Genomic DNA, 16,244 nt, shown 5'->3' with positions numbered 1-16,244 from the left:
ACGAACTCTTGAAATCAGTATGATCAGGGAAGATAAATGAAGTCGTTGAACACGATGCCCGGCACACCCTTGTTCCGCGTGCTGGGTGACTATAAAAGCACGCTGATCAGCGTCGGTTGTTTTACCGCGTTGATCAACCTGCTGATGCTGGTCCCATCGATCTACATGCTGCAGGTCTACGACCGGGTCCTGACCTCGCAGAATGAAACCACCCTGGTGATGCTGACACTGATGGTGGTGGGCTTCTTCGCCTTCATCGGGCTGTTGGAAGTGATCCGCAGTTTTATCGTGATCCGTATCGGCAGCCAACTCGAACGGCGCTTCAACCTGCGGGTCTATCAGGCCGCATTCGAGCGCAACCTGTTTCGCGGCCAAGGCCACGCCGGACAGGCCCTGGGCGACCTGACCCATATCCGCCAGTTTCTCACGGGACCGGCGTTGTTCGCGTTCTTCGACGCGCCGTGGTTTCCCATCTACCTGTTGGTGATCTTTCTCTTCAACCCCTGGCTGGGTGTCTTCGCCAGTGTGGGGGCGGTGCTGCTGATCGCGCTGGCCTGCCTCAACGAATGGCTGACCCGCAAGCCGTTGGGCGAGGCCAGCGGCTATTCGCAGAAGTCCAGCCAATTGGCCACCAGCCACTTGCACAACGCCGAAACCATCCAGGCCATGGGCATGCTGGGAGCCCTGCGCAAGCGCTGGTTCCAGGTGCATTCGCGGTTTCTCGCGCGGCAGAACCAGGCCAGCGATACCGGCGCGCTGGTGACCTCCTTGAGCAAGTCGCTGCGCTTGTGCCTGCAATCGCTGGTGCTGGGTCTTGGCGCCTTGCTGGTGATCAAGGGTGACATGAGTTCCGGGATGATGATCGCCGGTTCGATCCTGATGGGCCGGGTGCTGAGCCCCATCGACCAGTTGATTGCGGTGTGGAAACAGTGGAGCGCGGCCAAGCTGGCGTACCGGCGGCTTGATGAACTGTTGCGCGAGTTTCCGGAAGGCGAATCGCCCATGAGCCTGCCCGAGCCGAAGGGCGCGGTGGCCTTCGAACAGGTCAGCGCCGGCCCGCCAGGTGTGCGCGGAGCGACCCTGCACCAGGTGAGTTTTCAACTGGCGGCCGGCGAGGTGCTGGGGGTACTCGGCGCCTCGGGGTCGGGCAAATCGACCCTGGTGCGGATTCTGGTGGGGGTGTGGCCGACCCTGGGCGGTGTGGTGCGTCTGGACGGTGCGGATATTCATCGCTGGGACCGTAATGAACTCGGTCCGCATATCGGTTATCTGCCGCAGTCGATCGAACTGTTCAGTGGCACGGTCGCCGAGAATATCGCCCGCTTCAGCGACGCCGATCCGCAGAAGGTGGTCGCCGCCGCTGTCCAGGCTGGCGTGCACGAACTGATTCTGCGCCTGCCGCAGGGCTACGACACCGTGCTGGGCGACGACGGCAGCGGCCTGTCCGGTGGGCAGAAACAACGGGTTGCCCTGGCCCGGGCACTGTACGGCGGCCCGCGGCTGGTGGTGCTCGACGAGCCGAACTCCAATCTCGATGCGGCGGGCGAAGCCGCGTTGACGGCGGCGATTACGCAACTCAGGGCCCAGGGCAGCAGCGTGATTCTGGTGACTCACCGTTCCAGTGCCTTGACCCAGGCAGACAAGCTGCTGGTGCTCAATGAGGGACGGATGCAGGCCTTCGGGCCCAGTGCCGAGGTGCTCAAGGCACTTTCCGGCACGGCACCGACCGGGCCTCAGCCGGTACCCTCGCAGCCGCCGGCACCTGCCGGGCTCAGCCTGAACCGGCAATACAGCGCAGCGAACCGCAGGAGCGAAGCATGAGCCAGGATAGCCTGATGCAACACGACGACAGTTTCGAGCGCCCGGAGCGTGATGCGCGATTCTTTGTCCGCGCCGGTTGGTGGTTGGCGCTGCTGGGCGCGGGTGGTTTTTTTGCCTGGGCGACCCTGGCGCCGCTGGACCAGGGCATCGCGGTGCAGGGCACCGTGGTGGTTTCCGGCAAGCGCAAGGCCGTGCAATCGCTGGGTGGTGGAGTGGTCGAGCGGATTCTGGTGCACGAAGGCCAGTTGGTTCACCAGGGCCAACCGCTGTTCCGTCTTGACCAGACCCAGCACGCCGCCGATGTCCAGTCTCTGCGTGCGCAGTATCGGGTGGCCTGGGCCAGCCAGGCGCGCTGGCAGAGCGAACGCGATAACCTGCAGCGCGTGAGTTTTCCCCCAGAGCTGACCGGCGACAGCGATCCGCAACTGGAGCTGGTTCTCGAAGGTCAGCGCCAGTTGTTCAGCAGCCGGCGTGAAGCCTTCTCCCGCGAGCAGGCCGGTATCCGCGCCGCCATCGAAGGCGCCAGTGCGCAACTGGCCGGCATGCGCCGAGCCCGTGCCGACATGAATGCGCGCGCCGACTCCCTGCGCCGGCAGTTGGACAACCTGCGTCCCCTGGCAGAAAACGGCTATATCCCCAGCAACCGATTGCTGGAATACGAACGGCAACTGTCGCAGGTGCAGCAGGATCTGGCGCAGAACAACGGTGAAAGCGGGCGGGTCGAGCAGGGCATTCTCGAGTCGCGCCTCAAGCTGGCGCAGCACACCGAGGAATATCAGAAAGAGGTGCGTAGCCAACTGGCCGACGCCCAGCTCAAGACCCTGACTCTGGAGCAGCAACTGACCTCGGCCCGATTCGAGCTGCAGCACAGCGAAATCAGCGCGCCGGCCGAGGGTATCGCGGTGAACCTGGGTGTTCACACCGAAGGCGCGGTGGTGCGTGCCGGCGAAACCCTGCTGGAGATCGTGCCGCAAGGCGAGCGCCTGGAGGTGGAAGGGCACTTGCCGGTCAATCTGGTGGACAAGGTCGGTACGGCGTTGCCGGTGGACATCCTGTTCACCGCGTTCAACCAGAACCGCACCCCGCGGGTCAGCGGCGAAGTCAGCCTGATCTCCGCCGACCAGTTGCTCGACGAGAAAACCGGTGCGCCTTATTACGTGCTCCGCAGCTCAGTCAGTGACCTGGCGCTGGAAAAGCTCAACGGGCTGGTGATCAGGCCGGGCATGCCGGCGGAAATGTTCGTACGCACCGGCGAGCGGTCGTTGCTCAACTATCTGTTCAAGCCCCTGATGGATCGTGCGGGCTCTGCGTTGACCGAGGAGTAGGATGTTGCGCCTGATGAAAAAACCGCTGTGTCTTGCGGCTGCCTTGCTGTTGTGTTCCGTCGAGTGCCAGGCCATGGGGCCGTTTCAGGTCTATGAGCAGGCGCTGCGTAACGATCCGGTGTTCCTCGGCGCACTGAAGGAACGCGATGCCGGCCAGGAGAATCGTGCCATCGGCCGCGCGGGCCTGCTGCCAAGGCTGTCCTACAACTATAACCAGGGTCGTAACGATTCGCGCGCCACCTACCTCAACGAGCGCGGCAATGCCCATGAGGACCGGCGCTACACCAGTTCCGGTTCGACCCTGATGCTGCAACAGCCGCTGATCGACTACGAGGCCTACGCCAACTATCGCAAGGGTGTGGCCCAGGCGCTGTTCGCCGACGAAACCTTTCGCGGCAAGAGTCAGGAACTGCTGGTGCGGGTCCTGACCTATTACACCCAGGCGCTGTTCGCCGAAGACCAGATCCAGATCGCCCAGGCCCGCAAGAAGGCGCTCGATGAACAGTTCCAGCAGAACACCCAGCTGTTTCGCCAGGGTGAAGGCACCCGCACCGACATTCTCGAAGCGGAGTCGCGGTACGAGTTGGCCACCGCCGAAGAGATCGAGGCCCAGGACACACAGGATGCCGCTTTACGCGAGCTGGGCGCGCTGATTGGCGTGCCGACGGTGGCAGTTACCGATCTGGCGCCCTTGAGCCAGGGGTTCGAGTCCTTTCCCCTGGAACCGTCCAGCTTCGCCACCTGGCATGAGCTGGCGCTGAGCAGCAATCCGACCCTGGCGTCACAACGTCAGGCCGTGGAGGTGGCGCATTACGAAGTGGAGCGCAACCGCGCCGGGCACCTGCCCAAGCTCAATGCCTATGCCAGCCTGCGCAAGAGCGAATCCGACAGTGGCAACACCTACAACCAGCGTTACGACACCAATACCGTCGGTTTCGAGGTCAGTGTGCCGCTGTTCGCCGGTGGCGGCGTTTCCGCTTCGGTGCGCCAGGCCAGCGCCAATCTGGAGCAGGCCGAGTACGAACTCGATGGCAAGACCCGCGAAACCCTGATCGAGCTGCGACGCCAGTACAACGCCTGCCTGTCCGGGGTAAGCAAGCTGCGCGCCTACCGCAAGGCACTGGCCTCGGCCGAGTCGCTGGTGCTCTCGACCCGGCAAAGCATCCTCGGCGGCGAGCGGGTCAACCTCGACCTGCTCAACGCCCAGCAGCAGCTCTACAGTACCCGGCGGGACCTGGCACAGGCGCGCTACGACTATCTGATGGCCTGGACCCGCTTGCACTATTACGCCGGCACCTTGCGTGAAAGCGACCTGGCGCGGGTCGATGAGGCGTTCGTGCCGAAGGCGGCATTTCATTAGGCACTGCGGGACACCCGCAGTCGCGGCAGATGTCCCGCAGTGCCTGACCCTGTTTCGTGCTTTCTCGACAAGTTCAACAACAGAGAGGCAATACCATGGGTGTCTTTGACTATAAAAACGCGGGTTCCGAGATTTCCAAAGCGTTGTACTCCGACGCAATGGCGATCACCTTGTATTCCTATCACAACCTCGACAACGGCTTTGCCGTAGGTTACCAGCAGCACGGCTTCGGCCTGGGCTTGCCGGCAACGCTGGTAAAGGCGCTGATCGGCGGCACCGATGCGCAGGGCGTGATCCCCGGCATTCCGTGGAATCCGGATTCGGAAAAGGCCGCTCTGGCGGCCGTGAAGGCGGCTGGCTGGACGCCGATCAGTGCCAGCCAGTTGGGCTACGTCGGCAAGACCGATGGTCGCGGTACCTTCTATGGCGAGAAGGCCGGTTACACCACGGGACAGGCGGAAGTGCTCGGCAAGTACGACGCCCAGGGACACCTGACGTCGATCGGCATTGCCTTTCGCGGTACCAGTGGGCCGAGGGAAACCGTGATCAGCGATACCCTCGGCGATGCGATCAACGACCTGCTGGCGGCCATCGGTCCCAGGGACTATGCGAAAAATTACAGCGCCAATGCCTTCGATGGGTTGCTCAAGAGTGTCGCCACCTTTGCCACGGCCAATGGCTTGAGTGGTCACGATGTGCTGGTCAGTGGTCATAGCCTCGGTGGCCTGGCGGTCAACAGCCTGGCAGACCTGAGCAAGGAGCGCTGGGGTGGTTTCTACCGCGATGCCAACTACATCGCCTTCGCCTCGCCAACCCAGAGCGGCCCGGGGACCCAGGTGCTGAATATCGGTTATGAAAACGACCCGGTGTTCCGTGTGCTCGACGGCTCCAGCGTGAACCTGGCGACCCTTGGGGTCCACGATGGCTACAAGGCTTCGGCGACCAACAATATCGTCAGCTTCAACGACCACTATGCTTCGGATGCCTGGAACGTCCTGCCGTTCTCCATCGGCAATATCGCCACCTGGCTGTCGCACCTGCCGACCGCCTATGGCGACGGCATGCAGCGCATTCTCGCCTCGACGTTCTACGATCTGACCAGCAAGGACTCGACCATCATCGTCGCCAACCTGTCCGACCCGGCACGGGACAAGACCTGGGTCCAGGACCTCAATCGCAACGCCGAGGCCCACACCGGCACCACCTTCATCATTGGCAGCGAGGCCAACGACCTGCTCAAGGGTGGGCGGGGCAACGATTACCTTGAGGGCGGCGGCGGCGATGATACGTTCCGCGACGACGGCGGCTATAACATCGTTATCGGTGGCAAGGGCCATAACACCTTCGACCTGCAGAAACCCCTGGGCAGTTTCGATATCGCCAACGACGGCCAGGGCACCCTGTACATCCGCGATGCCCAAGGCGGTATCACCATCGCCAAGGACATCGGCACGCTGATCAGCAGCGAACCGCACCTGGTCTTCATGACCCGCGACGTCGCCCACACGGTCGGCAACCAGGGCCTGTCCGGCGGGCAGTACGTCGCTTCACAGGTGGGTGGCGCGGGGGACGATACCCTCACCGCCAAGGCATCGGGCGAATGGCTGATCGGCAATGCGGGCAACGATCACCTGATCGGCGCGGCCAAGGGGGGCAACCTGTTCATTGGCGGCGCTGGCAACGACCTGATGGAGGCGCGGGGTGGTGGTAACACCTTCCTGTTCAACGGCGCCTTTGGCCAGGATCGGATCAGCGGCTTCCAGGCGTCGGACAAGCTGGTGTTCATGGGCTATGCCGATTCACAGGGGCACAACATGCTTGAGCATGCCAAGGTGGTCGGGAATGACACCGTGCTCAGCTTTGGCGCTGATTCGGTGACGTTGGTCGGGGTTGGGTTGGATGTGTTGAAGGGGGCCAGCGTGGTGATTGCCTGAGGATTGCAGTATTTGGCCGCCTGCGGCGGTTCGCGGGCAAGCCCGCTCCTACAGAATGACACCAATCCCTGTAGGAGCCGGGCTTGCCCGCGAACCGCCAAAGGCGGCCATCCGCCGCGTCAAGGCTGCTTGAGCAACACAAAATCATTCTTGTCGAACCGCCCGCTCAGTACCGGCACCAAAGCCCCTGCCTGCGTACCTTGCAGCTTCTGGTAATCCTGCTTGTCCATTACCAGCCACGCCGGACCGGTCACGGCCTGCAGTTGCTCTGCGGTATCGGTGAACAGCGGTCGCAGGTCCTCATCCAGATTGACCATGAACTTGATCGCCTTCGCATCCTTGCCCATGGCATGTAGCACCACTGGCGCCGGCGTCTGATGAATCAACTGCTGGGCGGCCCGGGTGAACGTGCGGGTGTCGTAGATCGTGCGCTCGACCGGCTCGACGATCAGGATGTAGCTCGCCCACATCGCCAGTACCGCGCAAGCGGCCAGTCCGAGTGCGCGCCACCGGGCCTTGAACAGCACGACCACGGCAATCACTTGCAAGGCACCCGCCAGCCAGGGCGCGAGCCCCAGCGTCGGCAACGCTTCGGGAAAACGCCGATGCAGGAGGATCATCCCGGCGATCAGCAGTCCCGGCAGCAACAGCCAGATGCCCTGGATCAAACCGCGTAGCCAGGCGAACAGCCGCCCATGGCTGGCCTGGAACGGAAACGCCGCGACGATGGCGATCATCGGCAGCATCGGCAGAATGTAACGGGCCTTTTTCGCCTGCGGCACCGACAGTCCGAGCATCACGATCAGGCCCGCAGCCAGGCAGTAAACCGTCAGTCGCAGCGCCGGGCCACGCGGTTGGCGGGCGCCGAAGAGCAGCGCCGCCACGGTCAGTAGTGTCAGCGGATAAGCCAGTGCATAGTTGCCGAACGAGCTGCTGAAGTAATACAGCACGCCGCTGGAGCCTTCGCTGCCGTCCATGCGACCGGTGAACTGCATGCGGATCACTTCATGGAGCAGGAAGTCGCCGCCGTCCAGCCAGGCCAGCCACAGCAGCAGACCGATGCAGGCCACCAGCAGGCCCAGCGCCTGGAAACCGAAGATGAACAAACGCCGCCATTGGCCACCCAGCAGGTAATAGCTGCACAGCATGCCAGTGGGAATCACCAGGCCGATCGGCCCGCGAATGGCAAAGCCCAGCACCAGCAACGCGAGGATCAGGCCGTGGCGTTTCGCGGCGGCGAAATGCTCGGCGGCATAACCCAGGTAGAACACCGAGAAGCTGACGGCGGCCAGCAACAGGTCCAGCGAGACCGCACGGGTTTCGGTGATGAAGGTATTGCTCAGCAACAGCAGGGCAATGCTCAGCAGGGCCCAGCGCGGCGAATAGGGGGCGACCAGCCGATACATCAGCACCACGATCCAGGCGGCTGCCAGCGCGCTCGGCAGCCAGGCTGCCAAGGCATTGACCGTGCCGAAGGGCAGGGCGAACAACCAGACCAGCAGGGTCGAGAACGCCGAATAGTCGGGATAGGGCTCGCCATAGGTGGTGGGGAAGAACCCCGGACCATGGCGCAGCATCTCCTGGGCGAACAGGACGAAGCGGGAGTCGAAGCCGATGGCGGCCTGTTGATAAACCCCGGCGAGAAACAGCAGCAGGGCGATCAGGCCCAGGCCCAGGGATTGACGATTGAGGGTGTCACGGGAGGTCAATGTCACAACGGAGTCCTTGGGAAAGGCGGATGACACCGGGAGGATTTGCCAGGGGCAGAAAACATACGGTTTCTGTGGGAGCCGGCTTGCTGGCGATAGCGGTGTATCAGTTGACGAAATGTCGACTGACCGCTCGCTATCGTCAGCAGGCTGGCGCCTGCAAGAGCAGGGGGATCAGGCTTCTACGTGGCCGTGGCGGGTCACCGGCAGTTCCAGGGATGCACCGCGACCGATCGCGAAGTAGGTGAACCCCTTGCGCTGCATGCGGCTGGCGTCGTACAGGTTGCGCCCGTCGAAGATCACCGGCGACTTGAGACGCTGTTTGATCCGCTCGAAGTCCGGCGCCTTGAACTGTTGCCACTCGGTGCAGACGATCAGCGCATCGGCGCCGACCAGCGCCGCTTCCGGGGTACCCATCAACGACAGGCCCGGCTCGTCCGGGTACAGACGCTGGGTTTCCTGCATGGCTTCCGGGTCGAAGGCACGGACCTGGGCACCGGCGGCCCACAACGCTTCCATCAGCACGCGGCTTGGCGCATCGCGCATGTCGTCGGTGTTGGGCTTGAACGCCAGGCCCCAGAGGGTGAAGGTCTTGCCCTTGAGGTCGCCCTTGTAGAAGGCGTTGATGCGGTCGAACAGCTTGTGTTTCTGCCGTTCGTTGATCGCTTCCACCGCTTGCAGCAGGTCGCTGGAGCAGTTGGCTTGCTGGGCGCTGTGGATCAGCGCGCGCATGTCCTTGGGAAAGCACGAGCCGCCGTAGCCGCAGCCCGGGTAGATGAAGTGGTAACCGATGCGCTGGTCGGCGCCGATGCCCATGCGTACGGCTTCGATGTCGGCGCCGAGGTGTTCGGCCAGTTCGGCGATCTGGTTGATGAAGCTGATCTTGGTCGCCAGCATGCAGTTGGCGGCGTACTTGGTCAGCTCGGCGCTGCGCAGGTCCATGAACATGATGCGGTCATGGTTGCGGTTGAACGGCGCGTACAGGTCACGCATCACTTCGCGGACTTCCTCGCGCTCGCAGCCGATGATGATGCGGTCCGGACGGCGGCAGTCCTCGACGGCTGAACCTTCCTTGAGGAATTCCGGGTTCGAGACGATATCGAACTCCAGGGCGCGACCGGCTTTCTGCAGGCCTGCTTCGATGTGGGCGCGCAGGGTGTCGCCGGTGCCCACCGGCACGGTGGATTTTTCCACCAGGATCAGCGGTTCGAAACGGTGGCGGACCACTGCGTCACCCACCGACAGCACGTACTTGAGGTCGGCCGAGCCGTCCTCGTCCGATGGCGTACCGACGGCGATGAACAGCACCTGGCCGTGTTCGATGGCCAGCTTTTCATCGCTGGTGAAGTGCAGGCGGCCACTTTCCAGGTTGCTCTTGACCATGGTCTCCAGCCCTGGTTCGAAGATCGGGATATGACCCTTGCGCAGCAAGTCGATCTTGTTCTGGTCAACGTCCATGCACACGACGTCATGACCGACTTCGGCCAGGACAGTCGCCTGAACCAGGCCTACATAACCGCTACCAATTACGCTGATTTTCATACGGAGTCTCTAGGACGGGGTATACGTGGAGAATTGATCGTGAGAACGCCGAGGATGACCAATGCCACCCCCAGGGTCTTGGGAAGACTGAAACTTTCGTTGAAGAACGGCAGGCTGGCCGCCAGCAGGTAGACCAGCGCATAACTGACACTGAGCAACGAATAGGCGCGGCCCAGCGGTACATCACGCAGGGCCATCAGCCAGCAGAGCATCGACAGCGCATAGGCCAGAATCGAGGCGGCCACTACCGACAGGGCTATCCAGGAGACGTTGCCGGTCATCAGCGCGTCCAGCCACTGGGTCGGCTCGGGCAGGCGGGTCATGCTCCACCGCATGCCCAACTGTGCGCTGCTGACCAGCAGGACACTGCCGCTGGCGAAGGTGAAACCGCGGGCCAGACTCATAGCTGCAGCCCCAGCAACACCACGCCGGCCATGATCAATGCGACGCCGAACCAGTGACGCGAGTCGATCGATTCCTTGAACAGGTAGTGCGCCACCAGCGTGATCAGGACGAAATTGAGGCTGAGCATCGGGTAGGCAACCCCGACTTCCAGTCTCTGCAGTACCAGCAACCACACCAGCAGGCCCAGGCCGAGGCTGGCCAGGGCCAGCCACAACCACGGCGAACGCAGCTTGTCGAACATACCCAGGGAGGGTTCGCGCCAGCCTTCGACGGCGAACTTCTGGGCCACCTGGCCCAGGCACGTCAGCAGGCAGGCGCCGAGGAGAAGGACCAGGGTCATGGAGCGCTCTGCGGGAAAATCAGGATGACGATGTTGCCTTCCTCGTAGCGCTTGTAATCCTTGGGCAACTTGTCGATTTCGCGCAGTTCTTCCTCGTCCTTGACGCGCATGACCACACCGACCTGGCCTTCACGCCGAGCCTGCTCCATCCAGGACGGGATCTGGTCCATGTCCCGGGTACGCTGTTCGGCTTCCGGGTAGGACAAGCCGTACTTGACCTCGCCCTGAGTGTTGTAGAGGGTGATATCGGTACGCTTGAGCCGCCAGGCCAGTGCCGAGGCAGCTCCCAGGTCGTTGCTCAACAGATGACGGCTCTGGCTCAACTCCTGTTCATGGTCGGCGATGAACTGATCGGGCATCTTGTTGTGCACGATGACGTCGGGCATCGCCGCCGGCAGCAGCGCGATCAGCAGGCCCATACCCAGGGCCGGCAGCGCCCACAGTTGCTGCGGCCGGAACACGGTCAGGGTGTTGAACAGGATCCAGCCGCCGATCACCACGCACAGCAGGGCCAAATGAGTCGGCTCGTTGTCGTAGAACGGCTTCTTCAGCTGGAAGAACACCACGGCAGCCAGCGCCACCAGGCCCAGCACCAGGTTGAGCAGGCCATTGAGGCGCGACACCCTGGCTTGTCCCAGTGTGAGGCGCTCCATCAACGAGTGCCCCATCAGCAGCGCCAGTGGCATCAGGCACGGCATGATGTAGGTCGGCAATTTGCCACGACTCAGGCTGAAGAACGCCAGCGGCAGCAACAGCCACAGCAGCAGGAACGCGGTGATCCGCTGGCCCTTGCTGTTCCAGGCGTCCTTGAGGGTGATCGGGAACAGCAGGGCCCAGGGCAGGCTGGAAACCACGATCAGCGGCAGGTAGAACCACCATGGCCGGGTGTGCTGGGCATCTTCGGCGGCGAAACGACGGATATGCTCGTGCCAGAAGAAGAACCGCCAGTAGTCCGGTTCCTGCAGGTGCACGGCGATGACCCACGGCAGACTGACCAGCGCTGCGACCAGCACTGCCACCAGGCCGTAGCCCACCAGTTCGCGAAAGCGTTTCTGCCAGATCATGTAGGGCAGGGCGATCAGCACCGGCAATAGCAGCGCGAGAAAGCCTTTGGTCATGAAACCCCAGCCGCAGGCAAAACCCAAGGCCGCCCAGGACAGCAGGCGGGCCTTGCGGGTCTGGCTGTCGATGGCCAGCCACAGGGCGAAGAAACTCAGGTTGACCCAGAAGGTGAACTGCGGATCGAGGTTGGCATAACCGGCCTGGCCGGCGATCAGGCCGAAGCTCATGAACAGCGCCGCGCTGGCGAAGCTCTTGCGCGGGTCGTTCCACAGCCGTCCGGCCAGCAGATACACCAGCAACACGCTCAAACCGGTGCTCAGGGCCGAGGCGAAACGGACGCCGAAGAAGTTGTCGCCGAAAATCGCCTGACCGATGGCAATCATCCAGTAGCCGGCGATGGGCTTCTCGAAGTAGCGCAGCTCCATGAAATGCGGCGCGGCCCAGTGGCCGCGCAGAAGCATTTCCTGGCCGATCTGTGCGTAGCGGGTTTCATCCGGGATCCACATGCCGTGACTCATCAACGGCGCCAGATAAAACAGCAGGAAAGCGAGGAACAGCAATGGCAACGCCCAGCGTCTGGTCATCCCTGCTGTACTCCCAGCCAGCCTTCACGGCCACTGAGGGTGCCACGCACCAACCGGCCCTCTGGTAACCGGTCCAGCTGTGCCGGCAGCAGATTGACCAGCGGTTGGAACTCGATACCGCGGGCCTTGGCTTGCGCCAGCAACTGGCGAAAATCGTTTGCCATCAGAATCCCTTCTACTTCTGCGTGAATGGTGTAGACATTCAGTTTCGCCGGGCTGAACCGGTCGAGAATGAATGCGTTGAAATCTTTCGCGGCCAGGTCCGCTCCGACGACTTCGTCGAAGGTCGGCAGGTCCACGGGGATTTGTGGGGTACCCGGGCTGCCGTCCGCCAACCGTGGCAGGAACAGACCGTGTCCGCGGCAGTCGCTGTTGTAGCGAAAGCCGAAATGTTCTTTGGCTTGCACGACGCGCTCGTCCGCCCGCCAACCGGCGGTGGCTGAACATTCGACGGCTTGCCCGGTGATATCGCTCAGGCAGTCGACGCCGCGGCGGATCTGTTCGATCAGCTCGGCCTCGCTCCAGCGCCCGGCATTGGCCTGCCAGCCATGGTGATCCCAGGCGTGCAGGCCGACTTCATGACCGGCGGCCAGGGTCTGGCGCATCAGATGCCCCAGGTCCCGACCGATCGGCTTGCCTGGCCAGGCGGTGCCGGCCAGGAGAATGTCCCAGCCATAGAGGCTGGCAGCCTTGGAACGCATCATCTTCAGGAAGAATTGCGGTTTGATGAGGCGCCACAAGTGGCGCCCCATGTTGTCCGGTCCGACACTGAAGAAGAAGGTTGCCTTGACCTGGGCCTCGTCGAGCAGTTCCAACAACCGCGGTACACCCTCACGAGTGCCGCGATAGGTGTCCACATCGATACGAAGTCCAGCCTGCATCAGCGTTTGTCCGCGATTTCGAGCATGGCTTCTTTCAGGAAGAAGTCCAGGGTGTTGCCGATGGTTTCACTCATCTCGACGGTAGGCTCCCAGTTCAGCAGGCGCTTGGCGTTCTCGATGCTTGGCTTGCGGTGTTCCACGTCCTGGTAACCGGCGCCGTAGAACGCCTTGCTTTCCACTTCGCGGAAACCGGCGAACGGCGGGAAGTTGCCGCGCAGCGGATGCGCTTCGAACTGACGCAGCAGCTCTTCGCCCAGTTGGCGGATGCTGGCTTCGTTGTCCGGGTTGCCGATGTTGATGATCTGGCCGTTGCAGCTGTCGTTCTCGTTGTCGACGATACGCGCCAGGGCTTCGATGCCGTCGGCGATGTCGGTGAAGCAACGCTTCTGCTCGCCGCCGTCGAACAGGCGGATCGGCGTACCTTCCACCAGGTTCAGGATCAGCTGGGTGATGGCACGGGAGCTGCCGATACGCGCCGAATCCAGACGGTCCAGGCGTGGGCCCATCCAGTTGAACGGACGGAACAGGGTGAAGTTCAGGCCCTTGGCGCCGTAGGCCCAGATCACGCGGTCCAGCAGTTGCTTGGAGACCGAGTAGATCCAGCGCTGCTTGCTGATCGGGCCGACGATCAGGTTCGAGCTGTCTTCGTCGAAATTCTTGTCCTGGCACATGCCATAGACTTCGGAGGTCGATGGGAAGATCACGCGCTTGTTGTACTTGACGCAGTAGCGAACCAGTTTCAGGTTCTCTTCGAAGTCCAGTTCGAATACGCGCAGCGGGTTGCGGGTGTATTCGATCGGGGTGGCGATGGCTACCAGCGGCAGGACCACGTCGCACTTCTTGATGTGGTACTCGATCCACTCGGAGTGGATGCTGATGTCGCCTTCGACGAAGTGGAAGTTCGGATGGCTGCGCAGGCGCTCGATGGCGTCGCTGCCGATGTCCAGGCCGTAGACTTCGTACTTGTCGTCACGCAGCAGGCGCTCGGACAGGTGGTTACCGATGAAACCGTTGACACCCAGAATCAGTACGCGGGTACGGCGTGGCTTGCGGCCCGACTCGGCGCCACGCAGCACGGAACCGTCAACCAGGCCCAGTTCGTTGGCCAGTTGCGGACCGCTGAGGAACAGACCGTTCTCGTTGCGCTGCCCAGCGTTGATGACCAGCGAGTCCTGACCGCAGGCGATGCGCAGCGGGTCGACGCTGATCACGCGGCCTGGTGCCAGACCTTCATTGCCCTTGACGACTTCGGCGCCCCAGACAATCAGCTTGTGCTCGCCCACGGCGCAGAAGGCACCCGGGTAAGGCTTGGTCACGGCGCGAACCAGGTTGAACAGCTCTTCGGCCGGCTTGGCCCAGACCAGCTTGCCATCAGCCGGGGTGCGGCGGCCGAAGTAGGTGGCCTTGGACTCGTCCTGGGCGGTTTCGCTGAGCTTGCCCTGGGCCAGTTGTGGCAGCGCATCACGCAGCAGGTTGGCGGCGCTTTCACGCAGCTTGGCGTGCAGGCTCAGGGCGGTGTCGGAGCGCTCGATGGCGACGCGATTCTGCGCCAGGATGCCACCAGCGTCGGCACGCTTGACCATGCGGTGCAGAGTGACACCGGTTTCGGTTTCGCCGTTGACCAGCACCCAGTTGGCAGGTGCGCGGCCGCGATAGCGTGGCAGCAGCGAGCCGTGCAGGTTGAACGCGCCATTCTTGGCGGTGGCCAGCAGCGCTTCGCTCAGCAGGTTGCGATAGTAGAAGGAGAAGATGAAATCCGGGTTCAGCTTGGCGATGCGCTCGATCCACAGTGGGTGGTTGGCGTCTTCCGGCGCATGCACCGGGATGCCCTTGAGGGCGCACAGTTGGGCTACCGAGCCGTAGAAGGCGTTTTCCTTGGGATCGTCGGCGTGAGTGAACACGGCAGCAATTTCATAACCTGCGTTCAGCAGAGCTTCGATGCCTGCGCAACCGATATCGTGATAGGCAAAGACGACAGCTTTCGGATTCATGGGGCAACCTGATTGACGGTAGTTGTAGAAGGGGTTGGCTCAGCAGCAGTGCTGGAAGAGGGCTGGCTGCGCAGCACTTTTTCGATGAAGAAGCGGGGGCGCGCGCGAACGTCGCTGTACATGCGGCCCAGGTACTCGCCCAACAGGCCCATGCCGATGAATTGGCCGCCGGTGAACACGAACAGTACGGCGAACAGCACGAAGGTACCGTCACCGGCCCAGGCGGCGCCAAAAATCAGGCGCAGGAAGATCAGCAACAGGGCGAACAGCGCGCCGATGCCAGCCATGCTGAAACCAATGATGCTCAACAGCCGCAGGGGCGTGGTGGTCATGCAGGTGACCAGGTCGAACATCAGGTTGATCAGCCGCATCGGGCTGTATTTCGAATCGCCGTGCTCGCGCTCGGCGTGCTGCACCAGCACCTCGGTGGTGTGGCGGGCGAAACTGTTGGCCAGGATCGGGATGAACGTGCTGCGCTCGCGGCAGGCGAGCATGGCATCGACGATGGTGCGGCGGTAGGCGCGCAGCATGCAGCCGTAGTCGCTCATGGCGACGCCAGTGGAACGTTGTACGGCCAGGTTGATCAGGCGCGATGGCCAACGGCGCAGAGCCGAGTCCTGGCGGTTGTTGCGCACGGTACCGACCACGTCGTAGCCCAGCGCGGCCTGGTCTACCAGGCGCGGGATCTCTTCCGGCGGGTTCTGCAGGTCGGCATCCAGAGTAATCACCACATCGCCGGTCGATTGCTCGAAACCGGCCATGATTGCCGCGTGCTGACCATAGTTGCGGTTCAGGATCACCGCAACCACCGGGCTGCCCTCGCGTTCGGCGGCTTCCTGAAGCAGTTCGGCGGAGCGATCGCGGCTACCGTCATCGACCAGGATGATTTCCACTTCCTGGGTCAGTTGCGCACAAGCTGCTTCTGTACGGCGCAACAGCTCGGGCAAGCTCTGCTCTTCGTTGTAGACCGGTATGACGATCGACACGCGCTGAATTGGGTAAGGTTTCAAAGGCTTCTTCCAGAAAGGTTTCAGTAGTGCAAGCGATGATCTGTGCCATCGTGTGACAGGCCGGATTTCACCACGGAAAAGACGACTTGTACCAGTACGTCAGGCAAACGAGGCCGGTTTGTAGGTAAGTTCCTGACGTAAACGACGGACATCTGGCGATTAAAGCTCAAAACCGTGAAAGGTAAAGACGTAGCGTAGCGTTATCTCCATGATTTTTATCGATTCACTGACTCAAGTCGTGGATACGGCTTACGGTAAACGCACAGATGTGAAAAGCCTA

General features: G+C 62.4%; 12 protein-coding genes. 4 read left to right on the top strand and 8 right to left on the bottom strand.

Annotated elements, in window-relative coordinates; genetic code table 11:
* The first annotated feature begins 36 nt into the window (after positions 1-36).
* The 4 genes from BLU37_RS22235 (at position 37) to BLU37_RS22220 (ending at position 6,440) form a co-directional block, all read left to right on the top strand.
* On the top strand, positions 37-1,821 hold the full coding sequence (locus BLU37_RS22235; protein ID WP_010448380.1) for a type I secretion system permease/ATPase: 1,785 nt from the start codon (positions 37-39) through the stop codon (positions 1,819-1,821).
* Positions 1,818-3,146 carry an HlyD family type I secretion periplasmic adaptor subunit gene (locus BLU37_RS22230; RefSeq protein WP_090208946.1) on the top strand — a complete coding sequence of 443 codons (1,329 nt, stop codon included), beginning with the start codon at positions 1,818-1,820 and terminating at the stop codon, positions 3,144-3,146. The genes BLU37_RS22235 and BLU37_RS22230 overlap by 4 nt, the downstream gene beginning before the upstream one ends.
* Position 3,147: 1 nt before the next feature.
* Complete coding sequence (locus BLU37_RS22225) at positions 3,148-4,506, top strand: TolC family outer membrane protein (protein WP_010448385.1); 1,359 nt, start codon at positions 3,148-3,150, stop codon at positions 4,504-4,506.
* Positions 4,507-4,601: 95 nt separating this feature from the next.
* On the top strand, positions 4,602-6,440 hold the full coding sequence (locus BLU37_RS22220) for a polyurethane esterase (RefSeq protein ID WP_090208943.1): 1,839 nt from the start codon (positions 4,602-4,604) through the stop codon (positions 6,438-6,440).
* A gap of 119 nt (positions 6,441-6,559) precedes the next feature.
* Here BLU37_RS22220 and BLU37_RS22215 read toward each other — a convergent pair whose 3' ends face one another.
* The 8 genes from BLU37_RS22215 to arnC all read right to left on the bottom strand — a co-directional run bounded on the left by BLU37_RS22215 (position 6,560) and on the right by arnC (position 15,964).
* Complete coding sequence (locus tag BLU37_RS22215) at positions 6,560-8,155, bottom strand: ArnT family glycosyltransferase (protein ID WP_090208941.1); 1,596 nt, start codon at positions 8,153-8,155, stop codon at positions 6,560-6,562.
* A 168-nt stretch (positions 8,156-8,323) separates the two neighbouring features.
* Positions 8,324-9,691 (bottom strand): UDP-glucose dehydrogenase family protein, encoded by a 1,368-nt coding sequence (locus BLU37_RS22210; protein ID WP_090208938.1) that lies wholly within the window; start codon positions 9,689-9,691, stop codon positions 8,324-8,326.
* On the bottom strand, positions 9,688-10,095 hold the full coding sequence (arnF, locus tag BLU37_RS22205; RefSeq protein WP_010448391.1) for a 4-amino-4-deoxy-L-arabinose-phosphoundecaprenol flippase subunit ArnF: 408 nt from the start codon (positions 10,093-10,095) through the stop codon (positions 9,688-9,690). Before arnF ends, BLU37_RS22210 begins: the two co-directional genes overlap by 4 nt.
* A complete protein-coding gene (gene arnE / locus BLU37_RS22200; RefSeq protein ID WP_090208935.1) occupies positions 10,092-10,436 on the bottom strand; it encodes a 4-amino-4-deoxy-L-arabinose-phosphoundecaprenol flippase subunit ArnE in 345 nt (114 codons plus the stop codon). The genes arnF and arnE overlap by 4 nt, the downstream gene beginning before the upstream one ends.
* A complete protein-coding gene (arnT, locus tag BLU37_RS22195) occupies positions 10,433-12,082 on the bottom strand; it encodes a lipid IV(A) 4-amino-4-deoxy-L-arabinosyltransferase (protein ID WP_090208932.1) in 1,650 nt (549 codons plus the stop codon). Before arnT ends, arnE begins: the two co-directional genes overlap by 4 nt.
* Positions 12,079-12,963, bottom strand: a complete 885-nt coding sequence (arnD, locus tag BLU37_RS22190) for a 4-deoxy-4-formamido-L-arabinose-phosphoundecaprenol deformylase (protein WP_010448397.1) — start codon at positions 12,961-12,963, stop codon at positions 12,079-12,081. Before arnD ends, arnT begins: the two co-directional genes overlap by 4 nt.
* Positions 12,963-14,954, bottom strand: a complete 1,992-nt coding sequence (gene arnA, locus BLU37_RS22185; protein ID WP_090208929.1) for a bifunctional UDP-4-amino-4-deoxy-L-arabinose formyltransferase/UDP-glucuronic acid oxidase ArnA — start codon at positions 14,952-14,954, stop codon at positions 12,963-12,965. The genes arnD and arnA overlap by 1 nt, the downstream gene beginning before the upstream one ends.
* Complete coding sequence (arnC, locus tag BLU37_RS22180; RefSeq protein WP_010448400.1) at positions 14,951-15,964, bottom strand: undecaprenyl-phosphate 4-deoxy-4-formamido-L-arabinose transferase; 1,014 nt, start codon at positions 15,962-15,964, stop codon at positions 14,951-14,953. Before arnC ends, arnA begins: the two co-directional genes overlap by 4 nt.
* Positions 15,965-16,244: the final 280 nt, after the last annotated feature.

It is taken from the genome of Pseudomonas asplenii (genome assembly GCF_900105475.1).
Classification (GTDB): Bacteria; Pseudomonadota; Gammaproteobacteria; order Pseudomonadales; family Pseudomonadaceae; genus Aquipseudomonas; species Aquipseudomonas asplenii.
The sequence above is the reverse complement of the archived record's forward strand: the minus strand, read 5'-3'. Positions and strand labels throughout refer to the sequence as shown.